The sequence below is a fragment of the Sulfuricella sp. T08 genome, from assembly GCF_000971475.1.
GTDB lineage: Bacteria > Pseudomonadota > Gammaproteobacteria > Burkholderiales > Sulfuricellaceae > Sulfuricella.
The window spans coordinates 279,613-301,243 of record NZ_DF967522.1; the positions used below are offsets into that span (position 1 = coordinate 279,613).

Genomic DNA, 21,631 nt, shown 5'->3' on the forward strand with positions numbered 1-21,631 from the left:
AATGTCTGAATATACTTCCGATAGCATCAAAATACTGAAGGGTCTGGAAGCCGTGCGCAAACGGCCCGGCATGTACATTGGAGATACCAGTGATGGTTCAGGGTTGCACCATATGGTATTTGAGGTGGTGGACAACGCCATAGATGAAGCACTTGCCGGCCATTGCAACGAAATAAAAGTCGTTATTCATCCGGATAATTCCATCAGCGTACATGACAATGGCCGCGGGATTCCCACTGGGATCAAGGAAGATGACGAATTCAAGCGGTCTGCGGCAGAAATCGTCATGACGGAGTTGCATGCCGGTGGAAAATTCGACAGCAATTCATACAAGGTTTCAGGGGGGTTGCATGGTGTAGGCGTATCCTGCGTCAACGCCCTTTCAAAATGGCTGAAATTAACTATTCGGCGTGATGGGCAAACGCATTCCATGGAGTTTCGTTGTGGCGTACCAGTCGAACCACTAAAGCTTGTTGGTCAGACTGAAAAACATGGTACTGATGTGCATTTTATTGCAGATGAGGAAATATTTGGTTTGGTCGAATATCATTATGAGATTCTGGCTAAACGATTGCGCGAACTGTCGTTTCTTAACAATGGCGTGCACATTGAACTCGTTGACCAGAGAACAGGGAAAAGCGATAACTTTGCTTTTAGTGGTGGCGTAAAGGGGTTTGTGGAATATGTAAACCGCAGTAAAACTGTCCTGCACCCCAAGGTTTTTTATGCAATTGGTGAAAAAGACGGCATGACTGTGGAAGTAGCAATGCAGTGGAATGACTCCTATCAGGAATCTGTTCAATGTTTTACTAATAACATCCCACAGCGTGACGGAGGAAGTCATTTGACGGGACTCCGTAACGCAATGACACGTACATTAAATACGTATATAGAACAAAGCGAGCAGGCAAAGAAAGCAAAAGTAGAAACTGCCGGCGATGATATGCGCGAGGGACTGACATGCGTATTATCAGTAAAAATCCCTGATCCAAAATTTTCATCACAGACCAAGGAAAAATTGGTTTCTTCCGAAGTGATGCCAGTAGTACAGGAAATCGTTTCTGCGAAACTTGCAGAATATATGCTGGAAAACCCGAATGACGCTAAAATTATTTGTGGCAAAATTGTTGATGCGGCGCGTGCACGAGAAGCGGCGCGAAAAGCACGAGAAATAACGCGTCGAAAAGGCGTGCTGGACGGCATGGGTTTGCCGGGCAAGTTGGCCGACTGTCAGGAAAAAGACCCTGCATTGTCTGAAATTTACCTGGTAGAAGGAGATTCTGCTGGGGGCTCGGCAAAACAGGGAAGGGACAGGAAATTCCAAGCGATCCTTCCCCTGAAAGGAAAAATTCTCAACGTTGAGCGAGCCCGCTTCGACCGACTGGTGTCTTCCCAGGAAATCGCGACTCTGATCGTTGCTCTGGGTACAGGCATCGGCAAGGATGAATACTCCGCAGAGAAATTGCGCTATCACCGCATCATCATCATGACCGACGCGGATGTGGATGGTTCCCATATTCGCACCCTGCTACTCACTTTTTTCTACAGGCAAATGCCTGAACTGGTGGAACGGGGTCATATCTACATAGCCCAGCCTCCGCTGTACAAGGTCAAACATGGTAAGCAGGAACGCTACCTGAAGGACGACCATGAATTGAAGCAATACATGCTGCAAATGGCGTTGAGCGAGGCTGAACTGGTTACGGAGGGTGGCAAAGAACCGATTAGCAAGGCCGCTCTAGAGGAAGTGGCAAAAGAATTCCTTCTGGCCGAAGCGATTGTCGAGCGCTTGAGCCGCATTATCGCAGAGCCAATCCTCTACGCACTGCTTAAAAATATCATACTTGACCTGAGTGATCTTGCGTCCGCGAACGAGAGCGCGGAGCAGCTTAAAAAAGCCTTGGCTAACGAGCAATATACTGTTGAGGCTTACTACGACGAAGCAACGGAAAACTGCCGATTGAAGATAAGCAAGATGGTGCACGGCAATTTACAGATCAGCTATCTGGACCGGGATTTCCAGCAAAGCGGGGACTACGCACAGTTGTTTAAAACATCTCAAGTGCTGCATGGTTTGCTTAAAGAAGGGGCAAGCATCAAGCGTGGAGAACGATCCCAGCCTGTAAGCGAGTTTAAGGCTGCAATGGATTGGCTGCTGGAAGAAGTGAAACGCGGCTTGGGAATCCAGCGCTATAAAGGGTTGGGCGAAATGAACCCAGGACAGCTTTGGGAAACCACCATGGATCCCCAGGTAAGAAGGCTACTTAGGGTGCAGATTGAAGACGTGATAGCAGCAGACGAAATTTTCACCACTTTGATGGGCGATCAGGTAGAACCACGACGTGCTTTTATCGAAAAAAACGCACTTGGAGCAAGAAACCTCGATATCTGATAATCCCGAACCAAGATGGGACATCTTCAGCGCCGTAGTCGACAATTACGGTGATATTGGCGTTTGCTGGAGGCTCGCCCGACAACTGGTCGCCGAGCATGGCCTAAGGGTCCGTCTCTGGATAGACGACCTGACGAGCTTTCAAAAGATTAACCCAGAAATTGACCCTCGCTCGCCGGTACAGGTTTCCCGTGGCGTGGAAATAAGGAAGTGGGCAGAATCCAACTTGGCCGTTGAGCCGGCGGATGTGGTGATAGAAGCCTTCGCCTGCGAACTGCCGGCAGCTTATGTGGCCTCTATGGCAAAGAGCGGACGCAGGCATGCCTGGGTAAATCTGGAATATCTTAGTGCCGAAGGGTGGGTTGACAGCCATCATGGTCTCCCCTCCCCTCACCCCAGATTACCTCTGATCAAATACTTCTTTTTCCCCGGGTTTTCCCCAAGTACGGGAGGCTTGCTGGTGGAAAAAAACAGGCTGGTGCAACGGGCACTTTTCAAGGCAGACTCTCAACTGTATACAGCCTTTTGGCAGGAACTAGGCATCCCCATCCCCGAAAAAAACGAAGTCCGGATTTCCCTGTTTTGCTATGACAACAATGCAGCGATAAGCCTATTCACGGACTGGGCAAAAGGTGCAACATCGGTGATGTGCATAATCCCGGAAGGGGTGGCAACTACACAAATATCCGCTTTTTTTGGGGAGCCCCTCCCGGTAAAGGGGAACCTTTTTCAAAATGGGAGTCTTATTGTCAGGGTTTTGCCATTTCTGGAACAGGATAGGTATGACAAGCTCTTGTGGGCGTGCAATTTCAATTTAGTACGGGGCGAAGATTCTTTTGTCCGCGCCCAGTGGGCTGCGCGACCGATGGCCTGGCAAATATATCCTCAGGAAGCCGGTGCGCATTGGCCAAAACTGAGAGCCTTTCTGGATCGTTATTGTGCCGACTTACCCAAGCCAACAGCAGCAGCACTGAATTCATTTTTTGAGGCGTGGAACGGAGGTGGATCGGGCGTTCCGGATTGGGAAAGCCTATGGAGGCACCGTACCGCTTTGGAAAACCATGCCCAGGAATGGGCAAACAGACTGATAAAAAAAGAAGATTTGACTACAAATCTAGTAAAATTTTGTAATAATAAGTTAAAATAATCGGCTTTGATCCGCTCAACTTTTAATATTCTGCAGGAAGAACCATGAAAACCGCACAAGAAGTCCGCCCAGGAAACGTAATCATGATCGCCAATGACCCTATGGTGGTCCTTAAAGCCGAGTACACCAAATCCGGTCGCAATGCGTCCGTGGTCAAGATGAAAATGAAGAATCTTTTGACCGACTCCCCTAGTGAAGCTATTTACCGGGCGGACGACAAGTTTGAAGTGGTGCAGCTTGAACGCAAGGACGTGACCTACTCATACTTCGCTGACCCGATGTATGTCTTCATGGATGCTGATTTCAATCAGCACGAAGTCGAGCAGGAAAATCTGGGTGATGCCATTCACTATCTTGAAGACAGCATGCCTTGCGAAGTGGTTTTCTATCAGGACAAGGCCATTTCCGTTGAATTGCCGACCACCGTGGTACGCGAAATCATTTACACGGAACCCGCAGTACGCGGCGATTCTTCAGGTAAAGTAATGAAGCCGGCAAAAGTCGCAACCGGGTTTGAGTTGCCGGTTGCGCTGTTTTGCGAGATTGGTGACAAAATCGAAATTGATACCCGAACCGGTGAATTCAAACGCCGTGTCGCGGCCTGAAATCAAGAAAAACGAAGTCGCTGAGCAATAAAAAAGGGCCTTGAGCCCCTTTTTGTTGCGAACCCGTTATTCGTCAGCGGCAGCAACCGGTTCGATATAGCCGCATTCCTTCTGCGGACAAACTTTTTCGGTGCCGCGACGTTTGGTCGTCTTGATGGTCAGCACCGGCCAGTTGCATTTTGGGCAGGGCTCGGCGACGGGAGGGTTCCAGACCGCATATTTACAATCCGGGTAGGTATTGCAGGAATAAAATAGTTTCCCGTAGCGGCTTTTACGTTCGATCAAGCTACCTTTTTTGCATTCTGGACAGGCTACCCCCGTATCTTTGGGTTTCTCCAGGGGTTCGAGAAATTTGCACTTTGGATAAGCCGAGCAACCGATGAACTTGCCGTATGAGCCGGATTTTATGTGCAGAGGGCTTTCGCATTTCGGGCACAGGCGTCCTTCAACAACCACCGGTTCATCCGGCTTGACCTCACCGTCCATGCTGCGGGTAAAGTCACATTCAGGATAACCGGTGCAGCCAACGAATTTCCCGCGTTTCCCTAGCCTTACTGACAGCGGTTTGCCGCATTTCGGGCAGGCTTCATCTAGCAGCTCATGGGTAAGTTTTTCACGCTCGATATTTTTCTTTTCCTCGATCTGCTGGCTAAAACCCTTCCAGAAGTCCGCCAGTACCGGGATCCACTCCTTTTCGCCGGTTGAGATGATATCCAGCTGGTCTTCTAGCTTGGCTGTAAAGTCGTAATCGACATAGCGCGTGAAATGCTCGGTAAGAAATTTGTTAACCACTGAGCCCACGTCGGTAGGGAAGAACCGCTTTTTGTCGAGGTTCACATATTCCCGAGCCTGTAGTGTCGAAATGATGCTGGCGTAAGTAGACGGGCGGCCTATGCCGTGCTCTTCCAGATCCTTGACTAGGCTGGCTTCAGTGTAGCGTGGGGGCGGCTGAGTAAAGTGCTGGTCGCCGTATAGCTTGTCCACGGTAATCCGATCACCCGTTTCCATTGGGGGCAGCTTGCTTTCGCCTTCTTCCTCCTGGTCGTCCTCGCTTTCCAGGTAAACCGCGATGAACCCTGGAAAAACCAGGGTCTGACCAGAAGCTCTAAACAGCGTGCCATCGTCCGCAACCGCCAGATCCAGGCTGACTGTGTCGAACTTGGCCGGGCTCATCTGGCAAGCCAGGGTACGCTTCCAGATCATTTCATAAAGCTTAATCTGGTCTGCGGTAAGGAAGGTGCGAACGTCATCCGGTGTACGCAGGATCGAGGTTGGCCGGATGGCTTCGTGCGCCTCTTGGGCGTTTTTGGATTTGTTTTTATACAGGACCGGCGCTTTGGGCAGATAGTCAGGGTCGAACTTGGCGGAGATGTAATCGCGGATTTCCGTTAAGGCCTCGTTGGCGAGGATAACCGCGTCGGTTCGCATGTAGGTGATCAGACCAACGGCCCCGCCACCGGTATCTACTCCTTCGTAAAGCTGTTGCGCTACACGCATCGCACGGTCGGTGGTAAATCCTAGCTTGCGTACGGCTTCCTGTTGCAAGGTGGAAGTGGTAAATGGCGCGGAAGCTTGACGCTGTTTGCGTTTTTTGTCGACCTGGACGACCGTTGCATTGCCACCGGCACGCTGTGAAATATAGTCAATGATATCGGCCTGCGCGGCTTCGGTGCCGACGCTGAACTGGTTCAGCTTTTCACCCTTGTACTGGAACAGCTTGGCAGAAAATTTCTGTTTGCCTTTGTGTGAATCGAAATGAATGCTCCAGTATTCCTGGGTTTTGAATGCTTCGATTTCAATTTCACGCTCGCAAATCAGACGTAGCGCTGGACTTTGTACCCGGCCGGCAGAAAGTCCGCGACGTATTTTGCGCCAAAGCAGCGGCGAAAGATTGAAGCCAACCAGATAATCGAGCGCTCTCCGCGCCTGCTGGGCATTCACCAGGGGCATGAGAATATCGCGCGGATTGGCAATAGCCGCCAGCACGGCGGACTGGGTAATTTCATGGAAAACTACGCGCTTGACATTCTTTTTGGCGAGCAGTTTCTTGGATTTCAAAATTTCCGCAAGATGCCACGCAATCGCCTCGCCCTCGCGGTCCGGGTCAGTTGCCAGATAGATATTGTCGGCAAGCTTGACCGCTTTGGTAATTGCATCGACATGCTTGGCATTTCGGTCGATCAACTGATACTTCATCTTGAAATCGTTTTCAGTGTCCACGGCCCCCTGTTTCGGTACGAGGTCGCGTACATGGCCGTAAGAGGCCAGAATTTCAAAATCCTTGCCAAGGTACTTTTTTAGAGTTTTGGCTTTGGAGGGAGACTCGACGATCAGGAGGCTGGAAGACATGCGCTCTCGCTAAAATTAGTGGGTTTGGGCGCGGATGATATGAAGAACCGGCGGCAATGTGGCAAGAACCTGTTGCCCAGTTAGTGCATGGTGGGCTGGGTGTCGCCGAACAGCAGATCCTCGATGAACATGAAGTCGCTTGCCTGGCCTTGGCTCGAGAGCACGATCAGAACAGTCCATTTAACCTGTTCAAGCGAGACCTCGTGTTCGTTGAGCGCCATAATTCGGTCAATAACCCATTCACGTTGAACGGGATTAAGTATGCCGGAAGTTTCGAGAAACAAAAGGAAACCACGGGACTCGGTCCCGAGCTTGGTTTCCTCCGCATCGGAATAGAATCGCTGCGCGCGGGAGTCTGCCAGACTGGGCAGATAGCTTTGTTGAGCCAGTTTCTCCAGGCCATTGACCCACGCCATGGCTTGGTTGATCTCGTCCCGGTCGAAGCCAGCCGCGCTGAGCTCACGGGTCAACGTACCCTCGTCGGGGTAAACGTTGGCCTCGAAATAGTTTTCGAACAGGTAGACTAAAATATCGAACATTGTGCTGGCTTCAAGTGGTTTTAATGCTGGAGTCCGTTGGGTCAGGTGATTAGTTGGTAAAGTCCGCCGGGCAGGCAGGCGATTCGCCCTTCCAATTCCAATTGTAACAGCATGGCGCAAACATTATCGCTCGTCAAGCCGCTGCGTGCCGTCAGTGCGTCGATCCCGACAGGGTCGAACCCAAGGGCATCCAGCAGTGGATGACGGTCGTTCTCGGGTAAGCCTTCCTCGTTCGCCTCGATCGGATCGTGCTGTGATGACCACTTTAGTTCATCGAGAATATCGTTGGCGCACTCGACCAGCTTTGCGCCCTGCTTGATCAGGGAGTGACAGCCTTTGGACACTGGGGAGTGGATGGAGCCGGGAATGGCGAAGACCTCACGCCCCTGCTCAACGGCCAAACGGGCGGTAATCAACGAACCGCTCCGGATTGCAGCCTCGATCACCAGGCAGCCGAGAGACAGCCCGCAGATTATGCGATTGCGGCGCGGAAAGTTGTGCGCCAAAGCGGATGTGCCTAATGGAAATTCGGAAACCAGTGTACCGTGCTGCGCCAGTTCGTGAGCCAAGGCATGGTTGCGTGAAGGGTAAACGATATCCAGGCCGGTTCCTACCACGGCGATACTGCTGGACGCGCCATCCAGTCCCCCTCGGTGAGCGGACGCATCGATGCCCAGCGCCATTCCGCTGACTATGCACAGCCCGCTGTCGCTTAGATTTCTGGAAAACGATTCGGCATTCATTTGCCCCTGTGGCGTTGCATTACGGCTACCGACAACCGCCATCGCCGGCCGATTCAGAAGATCAAGGCGGCCTTTGATGTAAAGGATGGGTGGAGGGTCGGGAATTTGCAGCAGGGCTTGAGGGTATTCGGCATCGGCCAGGGTAACGACATGGTTGTGTTCATTACCGAGCCAGGCAAAGAGAGGCGCAAGATTATCCGTGTCAACGCCGTGTCGGATGCCCTCAGCCACGCCCTTGCCGACAACGCCTGATAGGGATGTGTAGGAAGCGGCGTAAATCTCTTTCGGTTCGCCGAAGGCGCGCAGCAGTTTGCGGTACGACTCGTCACCCAGCCCCGGGATCAGGCTCAAGCCAACCCAGGAAGCAATATCGTCATCGGGTGAGAGCATCCTCAGGGGCTGCTGGAAAATGCCGTTTACGGAGTGCGCACATCGTCCAGCACTTGCACCGGACGCTCGCTTTGCATTACCAGCGCATAAGACAGTTTATCGAATACGCGAAACACGAATACCAGGCCATAGCGCTCGTCGGGCAATTTGACGATTTCCGGCGAGATGTCGTCGTGCGCGCCAGGTGAAATATTACGGCCGTGGCGGTAAAGCGCCAGCACATGTCCGACTTCGAGGCCGTCCCGGTTTCCCTTGTTCAGAGTGACAATCGAGCCTTTCCCGACTTCAGCGACGCCGCCATAGGCAGAAACTATCCTGCCGAGAATCATCTTCTCTGGTGCATGGGGTACATAAGCGCTGGTAGCCTCTTCCTTCATTTCCACCAAGCGGTCGCCGACATTAATTTCCTGTGTGGATTTGGTGATATTTATCGTGGCCGGTGCGCCGAACCGGTTGATTTTGGCGTCACCCAGATAGATCGCTTCATACCCCAGGGTTTCATTGGAATCAGGATCGACTAGCGCCTTGCCCGGGCGGTAAATATGCCAGTTCAGCGCCCCGCCTTCCTCGATGGACTGTACATAGGCGGAGTTGCCCGCGCCGAGGATGACGCGGCTCTCTTCTGTGCCGATAATATAGGGTGCCTTTTCGAGCTCACCTTCTGCAATGACCAGCGGCTTGCTGATGAATGGCCCGATCGCTGCCAGCGGAATGCTGGGAATAGCGCTGGCTTCTGCGGGTTCAACCCGGACGCGCGGGCTCAGTTTAATCGTTTCAATACCCTTGACCAGGCGTAATTCTGGCGAACCGCTGGACATGTCCAGTACGATCATGTCGCCTGGATATATCCAGTGCGGGTTCTTAATCTGCGGCTTGTTCATCTTCCAGATTTCCGGCCAGCGCCAAGGGTCCTTGAGAAATTTCCCCGCAATGCCCCAAAGTGTATCGCCCTTGACCACGACGTAGCGGTCGGGATGGTGGTCTTGCAGCGCAATTTCGGTGGCTGTGGATAGCGAACTTAAGCCGAAAAGCAAAATCAGAGCTAAAATAGGCTTTTTCATGAGCGGGCCTCAAAGGGTGAATTGTTCCTGGTCGGCATCAATGGAACTCTACAATCCTTGATGAATTCAGGGGTTGGGTTAAATTTTGCATGTAATTGATTAAACAAGCAAGCACTTATGGCTATATTAAATATCATTCATTATCCTGATGAACGGCTGCATATTGTAGCGACCCCCGTGGTCGAAGTGAACGAGGAAATCCGGCGTCTGGCTGCCGATATGGCGGAAACCATGTATGCTGCGCCCGGTATCGGCCTCGCCGCAACCCAGGTAAATGTGCACAAACAGGTTGTGGTGGTGGATATTTCCGAGGAGCGGAATCGCCTGCAGGTGTTCATCAACCCGGAAATCATTGCCAGCGAGGGAAAAATCGAGCACGAAGAAGGCTGTCTTTCCGTGCCGGGTATTTACGAAAATGTCACTCGGGCAGAGAGAGTCACCGTGAAAGCGCTGGATGTCGAGGGAAAATCTATTACGTTGAAGGCGGAGGGGTTGCTGGCGATCTGCATTCAGCATGAAATCGATCATTTGAAAGGCAAGGTATTCGTAGAGTACCTGTCGCGGTTGAAGTTGAATCGCATTCGCCTGAAAATGAAGAAGCTGATGCGGGAAACCCTGTAATGCGGCTGATTTTCGCCGGCACGCCGGAATTTGCGGCAGCCGCTCTGGCCGCGCTGCTTGAGGCCGGGCATGACATTGCCCTGGTGTTGACTCAGCCGGACCGTCCTGCCGGACGCGGCATGAAGCTGACGCCAAGCCCGATCAAGCAATTGGCATTGCAGTACGGATTGAGCGTGCTGCAACCCGTGGCGCTGAAGGATGCCGAGGCTCAGGCCCAGCTAGCTGCAGTTAACGCAGACGCGATGATCGTTGCGGCATATGGCTTGTTGCTGCCACCGGCTGTGCTAACCATCCCCCGTCTCGGCTGCCTGAACATCCACGCCTCGTTGCTGCCACGCTGGCGCGGCGCGGCTCCGATACAACGAGCGATTCTGGCGGGTGATCCTGAAACCGGCATTACCATCATGCAAATGGATCGTGGCCTGGATACCGGCGGCATGCTGCTGCGAGCCGCACTGCCGATCGCAGACGATGATACGGCGCAAACCCTGCATGACAAGCTGGCGGTCCTGGGTGCTTCGAGTATCGTTTCCGCTCTACAGCAGCTGGAGTATGGGACTTTGCATGCGCAACCCCAGGATGACAGCGCAGCAACTTACGCTGCGAAACTATCCAAAGCGGAAGGTTTGATCGACTGGCACAAAAGCGCAGCTGAGCTTGCCCGCTCAGTGCGTGCTTACAATTCTTTTCCGGTGGCGCAGGCCCGGTTTCAGGACGAAACTTGGCGCATCTGGCAGGCGCAGGCGGTGCGGCGGAGCGAAGGATCTCCCGGAGAAATACTGCAAGCGGACAAGGATGGCATTCTGGTCAGATGCGGTGACGGTGCTCTGCTGCTGAAAGAGATTCAGAAAGCCGGTGGCAAGAGGTTGCCGGTGTCAAGTTTTTTGGTGGGGAACCCGGTGCAGCCGGGTGACCGGTTTGAAGCTTGAATTTAAGCGGATAAACACCCATTTAACAGGATGCGGTTTAGAAAAAAACTTGAAGCGAGGTTGATGGACATGTTCGGGAACTGGCTTAAAACTACCATCTTGATGGCGGCCATCGTTGCTCTGTTCGGTGCAATCGGCGCGATGCTGGGCGGCGCATCGGGGATGCTGCTGGCACTGTTATTCGGTGGCGCCATGAATGTCTGGGCCTACTGGAACTCCGCCGACATGGTGCTGCGGATGTACAACGCACAGGAAGTGGACGAGGGCAGCGCCCCGCATTTCTATCGCATGATCCGTGATCTGGCGCAGCGCGCCGGTTTGCCGATGCCGCGTGTCTACTTGATCGATGAAGCCCAGCCCAACGCTTTCGCCACTGGGCGCGATCCGGAACATGCCGCCGTTGCGGCGACTACCGGCATCCTGCAAATGCTGTCCGAGCGTGAGCTGCGTGGCGTAATGGCTCACGAACTGGCACATGTCCGGCATCGCGATATCCTGATTTCGACGATCTCGGCGACCATGGCGGGTGCAATTTCCGCCCTGGCGAACTTTGCCATGTTTTTCGGCGGGCGCGACGGGGATGGCCGTCCGGTCAATCCGCTGGCCGGCATACTCGTCGCCTTGCTGGCTCCGCTCGCGGCAGCGTTGATACAGATGGCCATTTCCCGCTCGCGGGAGTTTGAGGCCGATCGGGGCGGAGCGGCGATCGGCGGCGATCCGCGCGCGCTGGCCGATGCTCTGGCCAAGATCGAGCGTATTGCCCAGGGGCTGCCGCTCTCTCCCGCTGAAGCGCATCCCGAAACGGCGCAGATGATGATCATTAACCCGCTTTCCGGCGGCGGCCTGGCTGGCCTGTTCCGTACCCACCCCGCCACCGAGGAGCGGATCGCCCGCCTGATGATAATGGCCCAGGCCAGATAGACTATCTTGATTGAATCACAACGCCTCGCCAGCACGGCGGTTTCCCAAGTACTGGCTGGGCGAAATCTCAACCAGGTTTTGCAGGGTTTGCTGCTCCGTCATTCCTCGCTCTCCCCGCAACAGCGAGCCGCCGCTCAGGACATGAGCTACGGCACGCTACGCTTCTACGGCCAGCTGCGCGCCATACTCGACCTTCTGTTGCAAAAGCCGGTGCAGGATGCTGCGGTGCGTTCCCTCCTGCTGGTGGCGCTTTATCAGTTGCAATACAGCCGGTCTGCGGAACACGCCGTGGTGGACCATGCCGTCAGGGCTGCTGAGACCCTGAAAAAACCTTGGGCCAAGGGGCTGGTCAACGCAGTGTTGCGCAATTTCCTGCGCCAGCGCATAAGCTTGCTTGAACAGGCCGCGGCCAGCGAGGAAGGGCGTTACTCCCACCCGCAATGGTGGATAGACAAATTGCGTCGGCAGTATCCGGACGACTGGGCAAGGCTGCTGGAAATTAACAACCAGCACCCGCCGATGACGTTGCGGGTGAATGCTCGAGCGACATCGACTGAAACCTATCTTGAATTGCTGAAACAACAGGGGATCGAAGGGCAGCAAATTGGAGAAAATGCGATATTGCTGGACCAACCGGTTTCTGTCGACAAGTTGCCTGGTTTTGGCGAGGGGATGTCGTCAGTTCAGGATGCCGGGGCACAGTTCGCGGCCAGGTTGCTCGACGTTGCCGATGGGATGCGGGTGTTGGACGCATGCGCTGCGCCGGGAGGAAAGGCGGCGCACCTGCTGGAACTGGCCAGGATAGCATTGACCGCGCTGGATTCGGACCCGGAGCGACTGAAGAAAATCGAACAGACCTTGCAGCGGCTCAAGCTCGAAGCGCATTGCCTGGCGGGGAATGGCGCCCGGCCGGAGGAGTGGTGGGATGGCAAACCGTTTCAGCGTATTCTGGCCGATGTGCCGTGCAGCGCATCAGGCGTAGTGCGGCGCCATCCGGACATCAAGTGGCTGCGACGCGAAGTGGACATTGCGGCCTTTGCCGCCCAGCAGGCGGAAATACTCGATGCGCTGTGGCGTGTCCTGGGTAGTGGTGGTAAATTGCTGTATGCCACCTGCTCGGTGTTTGCCGAGGAAAACCAACAACAAATCGCCCAATTTCTGGTGCGGCACGAGGATGCCCAATGTTTGCCACTTTCCCTGCCGACTATGAAGGACGGACAGTTAACGCCCAATCTCCAGCATGATGGTTTCTTTTATGCATTATTGCTCAAAGCCTAAGCTGTTTGTCTCTGCCAGAGCTTTCCTTCTGACCCTGCTCCTGGCGTCATCCTTGATCGCCAAGGCGGATGGCATTGAGGTTAAATCCGCCGAGCTGATGGTGGTGGACGAAGCCCTGGTGCTGAAAGCAAACCTGGAAATCAGCCTCAGCCCGGCGCTCGAAGATGCCCTGAACAAGGGGGTCCCACTCAATTTTGTCGCCGAATTTGAACTCAAAAAGCCGCGCTGGTACTGGCTGGATGAAGTCATGGTCACGGCTCAGCAACATATCCGTTTGAGCTACCATGCCCTGACACGGCAATTTCAACTTACCAATAACGCCAAATACCAGAATTTCTCCTCATTGAGCGAAGCCCTGCACGAACTTGGCCACCTTCAAGAATGGCATGTAGCCGAAAAAGCGCTGGTAGCGGAAAAGCCGCTGTCAGTCAGCAAGCCTCTGGCAGTGGACAAGGCGCTTGTGGACGGCAAGCCTTTGGCTGATGGCAAAACGCCGCTGCCGGATAAATCACCGCTGGTGAAAAAACGGGATGGTTATCTAGCGGGTCTGCGCATGAAGCTGGATCTGACTCAACTGCCCAAACCCTTGCAGGTGAATGCACTGGCGTCAAAAGACTGGAATCTGGATTCGGAATGGCATCGCTGGAACGTAAACCCTTGATGGCGGCTGCAGGGCGGAAGCAATGAAATACGTCCTCTACCTGTGCGTCGGTTTTGGCGCCGTTGCGCTGTACCTGCTATCAAACGCCAGCGGCAACGCCGCGGCATTGTCGCAATATTACACTTTGTTGCTGGGGCTCAACGGAGCCTTGGTCGCGTGTTTGCTGTCTCTGGTTCTCTATCAGTTGTGGAATCTGCGGCGCAAGCTCAAGGCGCGGGTATTCGGTTCGAAGCTGACTTTAAGGTTACTCCTGATGTTTGTTTTGATGGCGGTGCTTCCCGGGGTATTGGTGTACGGGGTTTCGGTACAGTTTTTGAGCAAGAGTATCGAGACCTGGTTCGACGTGCGCGTGGACAACGCCCTGGAGGGCGGGTTGAGCCTGGGCCGCAGCGCGCTCGACAACCTGTTGCGCGACCTCAATAAAAAAGGGGAATACATGGCGCTGGCACTGGCGGATCAGCCGGTCGGTGGCGAGCCTTTGACGTTGCTTAACAATCTGCGTGAACAGGCCGGAGTGCAAGAGGCGACGCTATTCAGTTCCCGCGGCTTGCTCATCGCTTTTTCCGGCAGTGAGCGCGCCGGCCTGCAACCTGATCGCCCTGCGCCTTCGTTGTTGCGCCAGGTGCGCCAGCAGCAACCCTACGCCGCAATCGAATCAATTCCTGGAAAAGGGTTGTATTTGCGCGTGGTTGTTCCGGTCAATGTGCTGGGCCTGAATGAAAATATTCGGGTATTACAGCTGTTCCAGCCAGTTCCAGAGCGGCTGGCCAAGGACGCGGAGACGGTGCAGGAGGTGTATCGCGATTACCAGGAGCTGTCCGTGTCGCGGTTGGGAATGAAACGGGTCTACGGCCTGACCCTGACCCTGGCGTTGCTGCTGGCGCTGCTTTCCTCGATCGCCCTGGCCTTCCTGTTGAGCGCGCGGCTTTCTGCGCCGCTCGGTTTGTTGGCGAAGGGGACTCAGGCTGTCGCCTCGGGAGACTTCAGCATTATGCCGGCTGTGCACAGCCGGGACGAGCTGGGTTCATTGATGCAGTCGTTCAACGACATGACCCGGCAGCTGGCGGACGCGCGCGCAGTGGTCGAGCTCAACCAGCGTCAGCTGGAGACGGCGAAAGCTTATCTGGAAAGCCTCCTGGCGCACCTGTCGAGCGGGGTGCTGGCATTTGATGAAAATCTCAGCCTCAAGACCATGAACCCTGCCGCCGCTGAAATCCTGGGTGTGGATTTGTCCGTCCTGAGCAAGCGCCGATTCTACAAGTGGGCGCTTAATGACGAAGCATTGAAGGCGCTCGTTGTGGCAGTCGAAGATCTGTTCCGACACAATGAAGAAAAAGAATGGCAAACCCAGATGGAGTATGCCGGCAAGAACGGCAATCAGGTTTTGCTGGTGCGCGGCACAAGATTGCCGGCGGCAGTGGGTAATGACTTCATCGTGGTCTTCGACGATATCACCCATTTGCTCCAGGCTCAGCGTGATGCTGCCTGGGGCGAGGTGGCACGCCGCCTGGCACATGAAATCAAAAATCCGCTTACACCGATTCAGCTTTCGGCCGAGCGGCTCGAGCACAAGCTTGCGGACAAACTCAGCGCGCCGGATGCAGAGGTGCTGAAGCGGGCGACGCAGACTATCGTCAATCAGGTAACGGCGTTGAAGAGCATGGTGAACGCTTTTGGCGAATACGCCCGCGCTCCCAGTCTGAATCTGGAGGCGGTGGACCTCAATCAGCTGGTGTATGAAATCCTGGCATTGTACGAGCACTCCGATGCGCAGATTTCGACCCGTCTCGCGCCGGTGTTGCCGCTAGTGACAGGGGATCCGACCCTGTTGCGCCAAGTGGTGCATAACTTGCTGCAAAATGCCCAGGATGCTCTGGCCGAAACGGAAGAGCCCAAAATCACGGTGGAAACCGCCGTGGAAGAAAACGCGGTCAGACTGACCGTCCGGGATAACGGTTGCGGTTTTCCCGAAGCGCTCATGGCGCGCTTGTTTGAGCCTTATGTCACGACCAAGCCGAAAGGCACCGGGCTGGGCTTGGCCGTCGTCAAAAAGATCATCGAGGAGCATCACGGCAAGATGAAAATAGAAAATAGCCAGCCTCACGGGGCAAGCGTCTGCATTTATTTGCCATGCGGGGAAGCAGCTTAAGATGGCAGCGAATGAAATACTGGTAGTGGATGATGAGGTCGGCATCCGCGAACTGCTGAGGGAAATCCTGCATGACGAGGGCTATATTGTCGCGCTGGCGGAAAATGCCGGTGCAGCGCGCAGTTATCGCAGCCAGAAACGCCCTGACCTGGTGCTACTCGACATCTGGATGCCGGACACCGACGGCATTACACTGCTCAAGGAGTGGGAAAGCCACGGACTGTTGACTATGCCGGTGATCATGATGTCCGGCCACGGCACCATCGATACTGCGGTGGAGGCAACGCGCATCGGCGCCGCAGACTTTTTGGAAAAGCCCATTGCTCTGCAAAAGCTGCTCAGCACCATAGAGCGCGCACTCAAGAAAGGCGAGCCGCTACCCTGCAATGGAGAGGCGCTGGCTGGTCTGGGTACGGGTGCCGCCGTCAGCGAACTGAAGATACGCCTGGCGCAGGTGGCCAATCAGATAACTCCCCTGCTGTTGACCGGGGAAGCCGGATCCGGCATGGAATTGTGCGCGCGCTACCTGCATCGACCGAACACCCCCTGGGTTGCGCCGGAAACCCTGTCCGTTCTGGCGGACGACCCGATGAGCCTGCTGGAACAGGCGCGTGATGGCCTGCTCTACCTGGATGAGATCGGAAATTTGGGCAAGCTGGAACAGAAGGGTCTGGCGCTGATCCTGAACAGGCTGGAAAAGTATGGTGTACGCCTGGTGTGTACCACGTCCATGCCCCTGCCCCAACTGGTCGATGAGGGTGCGTTCGATGCCCGGCTGTTTCAGGCGATCAATGGCTTGGCACTGGCGGTGCCCAGCCTGCGCGAACACAGCGAAGATATTCCCGATCTCGCCAGGCAGGCACTGGCGCGACTGATCGAAACCGGGCAATCGCTCCCGCGCCATTTCAGCGCTGCTGCGCTGAATCTTTTGCGCAATGAAAACTGGCCCGGCAATTTGCCGCAGCTTGGTAACGCGGTGAAAACACTGGCACTGACAGCCCTGTCTAAGGAGATTACTGCTGAGGATGTCAGCCGGGTCTTGGGGCAATTCCCCCCCCCCGCTCTGCCATCTGCGGCCCAGTACTCGCTGCCCCTTGATCAGCCGTTACGTGAGGCGCGCGACGAGTTCGAGCGTATTTATTTCGAGCATCAGCTCAAGAAGGTCGGCGGCAACATGAGCCGCCTGGCGGAAAGTGTCGGGCTGGAGCGTACCCATCTCTACCGCAAACTGAAACAACTCGGCATATCCGTCGGCAAGGTGGAAAATGGGAGCTGATGGGCCCTATTTTTCCGGGAAATGGTTTAAGCCGACCAAAAAAGGAATAGAATTCCTCTCCTTGGAAAGTGGCGAAACAAGCTGCGGCAGCCGGTGGAGAAGGAATAGCAAGCGATGAATACAACCGACGAAAAAAATTCCGGCCATGCTTCAACGGGCGTAAGCGGTAAGAGCAAATCCTCCGGCCTGATGCTTGCCGCTATCGGCGTGGTATTCGGGGACATCGGCACCAGCCCGCTTTACACCCTGAAAGAAGTGTTTCACGGCGCCCACGGCATTGCAACCAGCCACGACAATGTGCTCGGGGCGCTGTCGCTGGTGCTCTGGGCGCTGCTGATCGTGGTTTCGCTGAAGTACGTGATTTTCATCATGCGCGCCGACAACAAAGGCGAGGGCGGCATTATGGCGTTGCTGGCGCTGACGCTTAAAAGCTCGCCTGGCGACACGCGCAGCCGTTGGTTGTTGATGTCGATGGGGATTTTCGGCGCCGCGCTGTTCTATGGCGATGGCGTGATTACCCCGGCGATCTCGGTGCTTTCCGCCGTGGAGGGACTGAAGATCGCCACCCCCGCGCTTGAGCCCTATGTTATCCCGATCACCCTGATCGTGCTGGCGGGGCTGTTCCTGTTCCAACGCAAGGGTACCGCCAGCGTGGGCGCACTGTTCGGGCCGGTGATGATAGTCTGGTTTGGCACCCTGGCATTGCTCGGCATTAGCAACATCCTCGACGAACCGGCGGTATTGCAGGCCGTGAACCCGCTTTATGGCTTCCAGTTCTTCGTGGAACACAGGTGGCATGGCTTTCTGGCCTTGGGCGCGGTGGTGCTGGCAGTAACCGGGGGCGAGGCGCTTTACGCCGACATGGGCCATTTCGGCCGCATGCCGATCAAGACGGCATGGTTCTTCTTCGTTCTGCCTGCACTGCTTCTCAACTACTTCGGCCAGGGCGCGCTGATGATCCACAATCCCGCCGCGGTGGAAAACCCCTTCTATTTGCTCGCACCGTCGTGGGCGCTCTACCCCATGGTGGCCTTATCCACCATGGCCACGGTGATCGCCTCCCAGGCCGTGATTTCGGGCGCCTTCTCTGTCACCCGTCAGGCGATGCAGTTGGGTTACTGCCCACGACTGGAGGTGCAGCATACTTCGGAACGGGAAATCGGCCAGGTCTACCTGCCGGCAATTAACTGGACACTGCTCGTGGCGATCATTGCGCTGGTGCTGGGTTTTCGTTCCTCCAGCAACCTCGCTGCCGCTTATGGCATTGCGGTCACCGGCACCATGGCTATCGATACCATCCTGGCGGTAGTGGTGGCACGTGCGATGTGGGGATGGGGCTGGTTGACATGTGGGGTGGTAGCCGCTTTTTTCCTGTTCATCGACCTGTCATTCTTCAGCGCCAACGCCATGAAGATTCCGCAGGGGGGCTGGTTCCCCCTGGTTGTCGGAGTCGCGGTATTTACCCTGCTGTCTACCTGGAAGCGAGGGCGGGCGTTGCTGTTCGAGCGACTGCGGGATGGCGCGATTGCCCTGGAGCCATTTCTTGCCGGAATAGCCGCTCACCCGCCACTACGCGTGCCGGGCACGGCCGTTTTCCTTACCGCCAATCTCGATGGCGTGCCCCACGCCATGCTCCATAATCTAATTCATAACAAGGTGCTGCACGAAAGGGTGGCGCTGCTGACGGTCATCACCGAAGACGTGCCCCATGTACCGGAAATCGACCATGCCGAGGTGCAGTCGCTGGGCAACAATTTTTATCGGATTATCGTGCGTTACGGCTTCAAGGACGAGCCAGACATCCCTAAAACACTGGAGCAATGCAAGGAATGCGGACTGGAATTCCAGATGATGGAAACCTCTTTTTTCATCAGCAGGGAAACCCTGATTGCGACGATAGCTCCGGGGATGGCGCTGTGGCGCGAAAAGGTGTTCATCAGCATGGCTCGCAACGCCGGCAGCGTCTCCGCCTACTTCAAGATTCCGACCAACCGGGTGGTGGAACTGGGAACGCAGATCGAGCTGTGATGCGGCTTTGCCTTTAATGCGGCCTAATATTCCGGGTTGAAATTCTTGATGATAACGCCCCCCGACTTCTCGTCCTGCTCCACCTCCAGCAGTTTGCGTGCGGCCGCCTCTTCAAGTAGTTTGCTGAACGAGCGAAAGCCGTAGTAGCTTTCATTGAAGCCCGGTTTGCGCCGCTTCAGAGCCTGCTTGACCATTGACCCCCAGATTTTTTCCTCTTCGCCGCGCTCTGCAAACAGGGCCTCTACCGTCTCCATCATCAGGTCCAGAGCTTCCTGTGACTTGCTGCCCTCTTCCGGGGTTGCGGTTTTAGGAGCCATCTCCGTGGCGCCTTTGGCGGCAGGCTTTTTCTTGGTGGTACGCTTCCTGGCTTTTTCCGCCTTTTCGGCGTTTTCGCGTGCCAGATCATCGTAGTAGATAAACTCGTCGCAGTTGGCGATCAGCAGATCGGAGGTGGAGTTCTTGACCCCGACACCGATCACGGTCTTGTTGTTCTCGCGTAGCTTGCTCACCAGGGGCGAAAAATCCGAATCGCCGCTGATGATGACGAAGGTGTCCACATGGGATTTGGTGTAGCACAGGTCGAGAGCGTCGACCACCATGCGGATGTCGGCCGAGTTTTTTCCCGACTGGCGCACATGGGGAATCTCGATCAGCTCGAACGAGGCCTCGTGCATGGGGGCCTTGAATTCCTTATACCGGTCCCAGTCGCAATAGGCTTTTTTCACAACGATGCTGCCCTTGAGCAGCAGGCGTTCCAGAACCTTGCTGATATCGAATTTTTCGTACTTGGCATCGCGCACGCCCAAGGCGATATTCTCGAAATCGCAGAATAGCGCCATGCTGCGAATTTTTTGGGTGGTGGTCATAATTGACTCCATGTAGTGTGCCCTGATGGCAGTAAGCGTTAATGAATATTTTCCTGATCAAGTTTAGCAGAATCACCTAGAATACAGCTAAGCAACCGAATGACTCGAAGAAACCAAATTGTTGATAGCGTGGACATGAAGCCCCCGAAAGAAACATTGCAGGAAAGCATAGCCCACCAGCGTGAATCACTGGTGAGCCTGTTGCAGGAGCCTATGCGACGGCTAGCGGCAGAATGCGTTCCGGTATGGGGCGATCGGGAAAAATTGGATGCGTTGCTGCGCGTGGCGCTGAAGGAATTGCCTTACTGCAAGCATCTCTATGCGCTGGACGCCAACTTTATCCAGATCAGCGATAACGTCAGTCATGAAGGGCTGCTAGAAGGCTTTGGCCGGGATCGTGCCAGGCGGCCCTACCTGCGCGAAATCACGACCAGCACCGATTTTTTCCTTTCGGATGCCTACATCAGCTTGCGCGAGCGGCGCCCATCCCTCACGGCTACCCAGATCGTGCGCAACGCTACAGGCGAGGCATTGGGATTTGTCGGCGCCTATTTCGGTCTGCGCGACCTGCCGCTGACGCGCGAGCTCTATGAAGAGCCGAGATACTGGCGCCAGATCAAGGGCGACCCATCTATCCGCGGCACGGTATTCCACCAGACCCGCTCTGAAAGCGAGATGGACCAGCATGTCGACACGGTGCTGGGCGTGGTGGCCGAACTCATGCTCTATCACGGGGTGTTTCACGTGATGCTGCACTTCTCCAGCAGCCGCGCCGTCGTCTGGGTAATGGAGGATCCCTACCGTTATCGTCTGCTGGATATCGAAGCCCTGATCGATCCGGACATCTGTCTTGCCTACCCGCGCATCCCCTATCCGACGGGGGCGCAGGTTCCACCCGAGCAAGTCCGCGGCGTGCTGGATGCTTTTCGCACGCTGCGCCTCATGGACGAGATGTTCTACCTGCGCTCCGGCACGCTGAACATTTTTAACGGCCTCGTCGGCCTGACCTTCTCTTGCGATGGCTCCCATTACCTCCCTTACGATGAGTTCCTCCGCAAGGACCACGATTTCTGGACGGGCATCACATCAAACAAAGGGGGCTGAGCCCGATGATTCCGTTATTGGCAAGCCAGCAAGACGGAAAAGCGGCAAAATGGCGCCGCGGTTTCACCATGGTTGAAATGATGGTAGTCATTGCGGTAATCGCCATCCTGTCGCTGCTCGCAATTCCATCGTACCAGGGCCGCATCATTCGGCAGCAGATCGAGGCCGCCCTGCCATTGGCCGATATTGCAAAAAAGCCCATCGCTGCATCGTGGGCCGCCATGCAAGTCTTTCCACCCGACAACGCCGCCGCCGGATTGCCCTCCAGCGAAAAGATCGTCAACAACACCGTTAGCGCACTTTCAGTGCAAAACGGCGCCATTCATATTACCTTCGGCAATCGTGCGCATCAGGCAATAAACGGCAAAACGCTTACTCTGCGCCCTGCGGTGGTGGACGATGCACCCGTGGTGCCTGTCACATGGGTCTGCGGCAATGCAGAGGGGCCGGGGAAAATGACGATCAGGGGTGGCAACCAGACCAGCATCCCGAATACCTTCTTGCCGCTCGAGTGCCGCGCACGCAAGAAATAACGACCAAGCAACTGATCTTGGTGCGGCGGCATGAAAAAG

Annotated in this window: 18 protein-coding genes; 13 read left to right on the forward strand and 5 right to left on the reverse strand. The window is 55.2% G+C overall.

Going from position 1 to position 21,631, the window contains the following annotated elements; genetic code table 11:
* The first annotated feature begins 1 nt into the window (after position 1).
* From gyrB to efp, 3 genes are read left to right on the forward strand one after another with little or no spacing between them, the layout of a single operon-like run.
* A complete protein-coding gene (gyrB, locus tag SCT_RS01640; RefSeq protein ID WP_059418190.1) occupies positions 2–2,392 on the forward strand; it encodes a DNA topoisomerase (ATP-hydrolyzing) subunit B in 2,391 nt (796 codons plus the stop codon).
* Positions 2,367–3,539 (forward strand): elongation factor P maturation arginine rhamnosyltransferase EarP, encoded by a 1,173-nt coding sequence (gene earP / locus SCT_RS01645; RefSeq protein WP_237759547.1) that lies wholly within the window; start codon positions 2,367–2,369, stop codon positions 3,537–3,539. Before gyrB ends, earP begins: the two co-directional genes overlap by 26 nt.
* 44 nt (positions 3,540–3,583) lie before the next feature.
* A complete protein-coding gene (efp, locus tag SCT_RS01650; RefSeq protein WP_059418192.1) occupies positions 3,584–4,144 on the forward strand; it encodes an elongation factor P in 561 nt (186 codons plus the stop codon).
* Between the two features lie 66 nt (positions 4,145–4,210).
* On the opposite strand, the gene topA is transcribed toward efp, so the two are convergent.
* The 4 genes from topA to SCT_RS01670 form a co-directional block, all read right to left on the reverse strand.
* A complete protein-coding gene (gene topA, locus SCT_RS01655) occupies positions 4,211–6,493 on the reverse strand; it encodes a type I DNA topoisomerase (RefSeq protein WP_059418193.1) in 2,283 nt (760 codons plus the stop codon).
* Positions 6,494–6,573: 80 nt separating this feature from the next.
* Positions 6,574–7,032, reverse strand: coding sequence for a DUF494 domain-containing protein (locus SCT_RS01660; protein WP_059418195.1), 459 nt, complete (start codon positions 7,030–7,032; stop codon positions 6,574–6,576).
* A gap of 41 nt (positions 7,033–7,073) precedes the next feature.
* On the reverse strand, positions 7,074–8,165 hold the full coding sequence (gene dprA / locus SCT_RS01665; RefSeq protein ID WP_059418201.1) for a DNA-processing protein DprA: 1,092 nt from the start codon (positions 8,163–8,165) through the stop codon (positions 7,074–7,076).
* Between the two features lie 26 nt (positions 8,166–8,191).
* Complete coding sequence (locus SCT_RS01670) at positions 8,192–9,226, reverse strand: LysM peptidoglycan-binding domain-containing protein (RefSeq protein WP_059418202.1); 1,035 nt, start codon at positions 9,224–9,226, stop codon at positions 8,192–8,194.
* 117 nt (positions 9,227–9,343) lie between these two features.
* Between SCT_RS01670 and def the strand changes: the two genes are divergently transcribed.
* The 8 genes from def to SCT_RS01710 all read left to right on the forward strand — a co-directional run bounded on the left by def (position 9,344) and on the right by SCT_RS01710 (position 19,089).
* Entirely contained in the window at positions 9,344–9,847 is a 504-nt protein-coding gene (gene def / locus SCT_RS01675; RefSeq protein ID WP_059418204.1) for a peptide deformylase, read from the forward strand.
* A complete protein-coding gene (fmt, locus tag SCT_RS01680) occupies positions 9,847–10,776 on the forward strand; it encodes a methionyl-tRNA formyltransferase (RefSeq protein ID WP_059418206.1) in 930 nt (309 codons plus the stop codon). The genes def and fmt overlap by 1 nt, the downstream gene beginning before the upstream one ends.
* Before the next feature lie 69 nt (positions 10,777–10,845).
* On the forward strand, positions 10,846–11,697 hold the full coding sequence (htpX, locus tag SCT_RS01685) for a zinc metalloprotease HtpX (protein WP_059418332.1): 852 nt from the start codon (positions 10,846–10,848) through the stop codon (positions 11,695–11,697).
* A 6-nt stretch (positions 11,698–11,703) separates the two neighbouring features.
* A complete protein-coding gene (rsmB, locus tag SCT_RS01690) occupies positions 11,704–12,975 on the forward strand; it encodes a 16S rRNA (cytosine(967)-C(5))-methyltransferase RsmB (RefSeq protein WP_059418209.1) in 1,272 nt (423 codons plus the stop codon).
* Positions 12,953–13,636 (forward strand): DUF4390 domain-containing protein, encoded by a 684-nt coding sequence (locus SCT_RS17445; RefSeq protein WP_159107868.1) that lies wholly within the window; start codon positions 12,953–12,955, stop codon positions 13,634–13,636. The genes rsmB and SCT_RS17445 overlap by 23 nt, the downstream gene beginning before the upstream one ends.
* A 22-nt stretch (positions 13,637–13,658) precedes the next feature.
* Entirely contained in the window at positions 13,659–15,785 is a 2,127-nt protein-coding gene (locus SCT_RS01700; protein WP_059418212.1) for an ATP-binding protein, read from the forward strand.
* A gap of 1 nt (position 15,786) precedes the next feature.
* On the forward strand, positions 15,787–17,061 hold the full coding sequence (locus SCT_RS01705; RefSeq protein ID WP_059418217.1) for a sigma-54 dependent transcriptional regulator: 1,275 nt from the start codon (positions 15,787–15,789) through the stop codon (positions 17,059–17,061).
* Positions 17,062–17,175: 114 nt separating this feature from the next.
* Positions 17,176–19,089: a potassium transporter Kup gene (locus tag SCT_RS01710; RefSeq protein ID WP_059418220.1), complete on the forward strand. Its 1,914-nt coding sequence runs from the start codon at positions 17,176–17,178 to the stop codon at positions 19,087–19,089.
* 23 nt (positions 19,090–19,112) lie between these two features.
* Here SCT_RS01710 and SCT_RS01715 read toward each other — a convergent pair whose 3' ends face one another.
* Positions 19,113–19,955 carry an NYN domain-containing protein gene (locus SCT_RS01715; protein ID WP_059418226.1) on the reverse strand — a complete coding sequence of 281 codons (843 nt, stop codon included), beginning with the start codon at positions 19,953–19,955 and terminating at the stop codon, positions 19,113–19,115.
* 135 nt (positions 19,956–20,090) lie between these two features.
* Between SCT_RS01715 and SCT_RS01720 the strand changes: the two genes are divergently transcribed.
* Together SCT_RS01720 and SCT_RS01725 are read left to right on the forward strand one after the other, a co-directional pair.
* The gene (locus tag SCT_RS01720) at positions 20,091–21,059 is read left to right on the forward strand and encodes a hypothetical protein (RefSeq protein WP_059418228.1); all 969 of its coding nucleotides are present in this window, start codon (positions 20,091–20,093) and stop codon (positions 21,057–21,059) included.
* Positions 21,060–21,064: 5 nt separating this feature from the next.
* Positions 21,065–21,592, forward strand: a complete 528-nt coding sequence (locus SCT_RS01725; RefSeq protein ID WP_059418230.1) for a pilin — start codon at positions 21,065–21,067, stop codon at positions 21,590–21,592.
* The last annotated feature ends 39 nt before the right edge of the window (positions 21,593–21,631 follow it).

Bases quoted from the DNA above. Each gene is read 5' to 3' on its own strand.
- gyrB (WP_059418190.1), top strand. From the start codon at position 2: ATGTCTGAATATACTTCCGATAGCATCAAAATACTGAAGGGTCTGGAA.
- efp (WP_059418192.1), top strand. From the start codon at position 3,584: ATGAAAACCGCACAAGAAGTCCGCCCAGGAAACGTAATCATGATCGCC.
- topA (WP_059418193.1), bottom strand. From the start codon at position 6,493: ATGTCTTCCAGCCTCCTGATCGTCGAGTCTCCCTCCAAAGCCAAAACT.
- SCT_RS01660 (WP_059418195.1), bottom strand. From the start codon at position 7,032: ATGTTCGATATTTTAGTCTACCTGTTCGAAAACTATTTCGAGGCCAAC.
- dprA (WP_059418201.1), bottom strand. From the start codon at position 8,165: ATGCTCTCACCCGATGACGATATTGCTTCCTGGGTTGGCTTGAGCCTG.
- SCT_RS01670 (WP_059418202.1), bottom strand. From the start codon at position 9,226: ATGAAAAAGCCTATTTTAGCTCTGATTTTGCTTTTCGGCTTAAGTTCG.
- def (WP_059418204.1), top strand. From the start codon at position 9,344: ATGGCTATATTAAATATCATTCATTATCCTGATGAACGGCTGCATATT.
- fmt (WP_059418206.1), top strand. From the start codon at position 9,847: ATGCGGCTGATTTTCGCCGGCACGCCGGAATTTGCGGCAGCCGCTCTG.
- htpX (WP_059418332.1), top strand. From the start codon at position 10,846: ATGTTCGGGAACTGGCTTAAAACTACCATCTTGATGGCGGCCATCGTT.
- SCT_RS17445 (WP_159107868.1), top strand. From the start codon at position 12,953: ATGCATTATTGCTCAAAGCCTAAGCTGTTTGTCTCTGCCAGAGCTTTC.
- SCT_RS01700 (WP_059418212.1), top strand. From the start codon at position 13,659: ATGAAATACGTCCTCTACCTGTGCGTCGGTTTTGGCGCCGTTGCGCTG.
- SCT_RS01705 (WP_059418217.1), top strand. From the start codon at position 15,787: ATGGCAGCGAATGAAATACTGGTAGTGGATGATGAGGTCGGCATCCGC.
- SCT_RS01710 (WP_059418220.1), top strand. From the start codon at position 17,176: ATGAATACAACCGACGAAAAAAATTCCGGCCATGCTTCAACGGGCGTA.
- SCT_RS01715 (WP_059418226.1), bottom strand. From the start codon at position 19,955: ATGACCACCACCCAAAAAATTCGCAGCATGGCGCTATTCTGCGATTTC.
- SCT_RS01720 (WP_059418228.1), top strand. From the start codon at position 20,091: ATGAAGCCCCCGAAAGAAACATTGCAGGAAAGCATAGCCCACCAGCGT.
- SCT_RS01725 (WP_059418230.1), top strand. From the start codon at position 21,065: ATGATTCCGTTATTGGCAAGCCAGCAAGACGGAAAAGCGGCAAAATGG.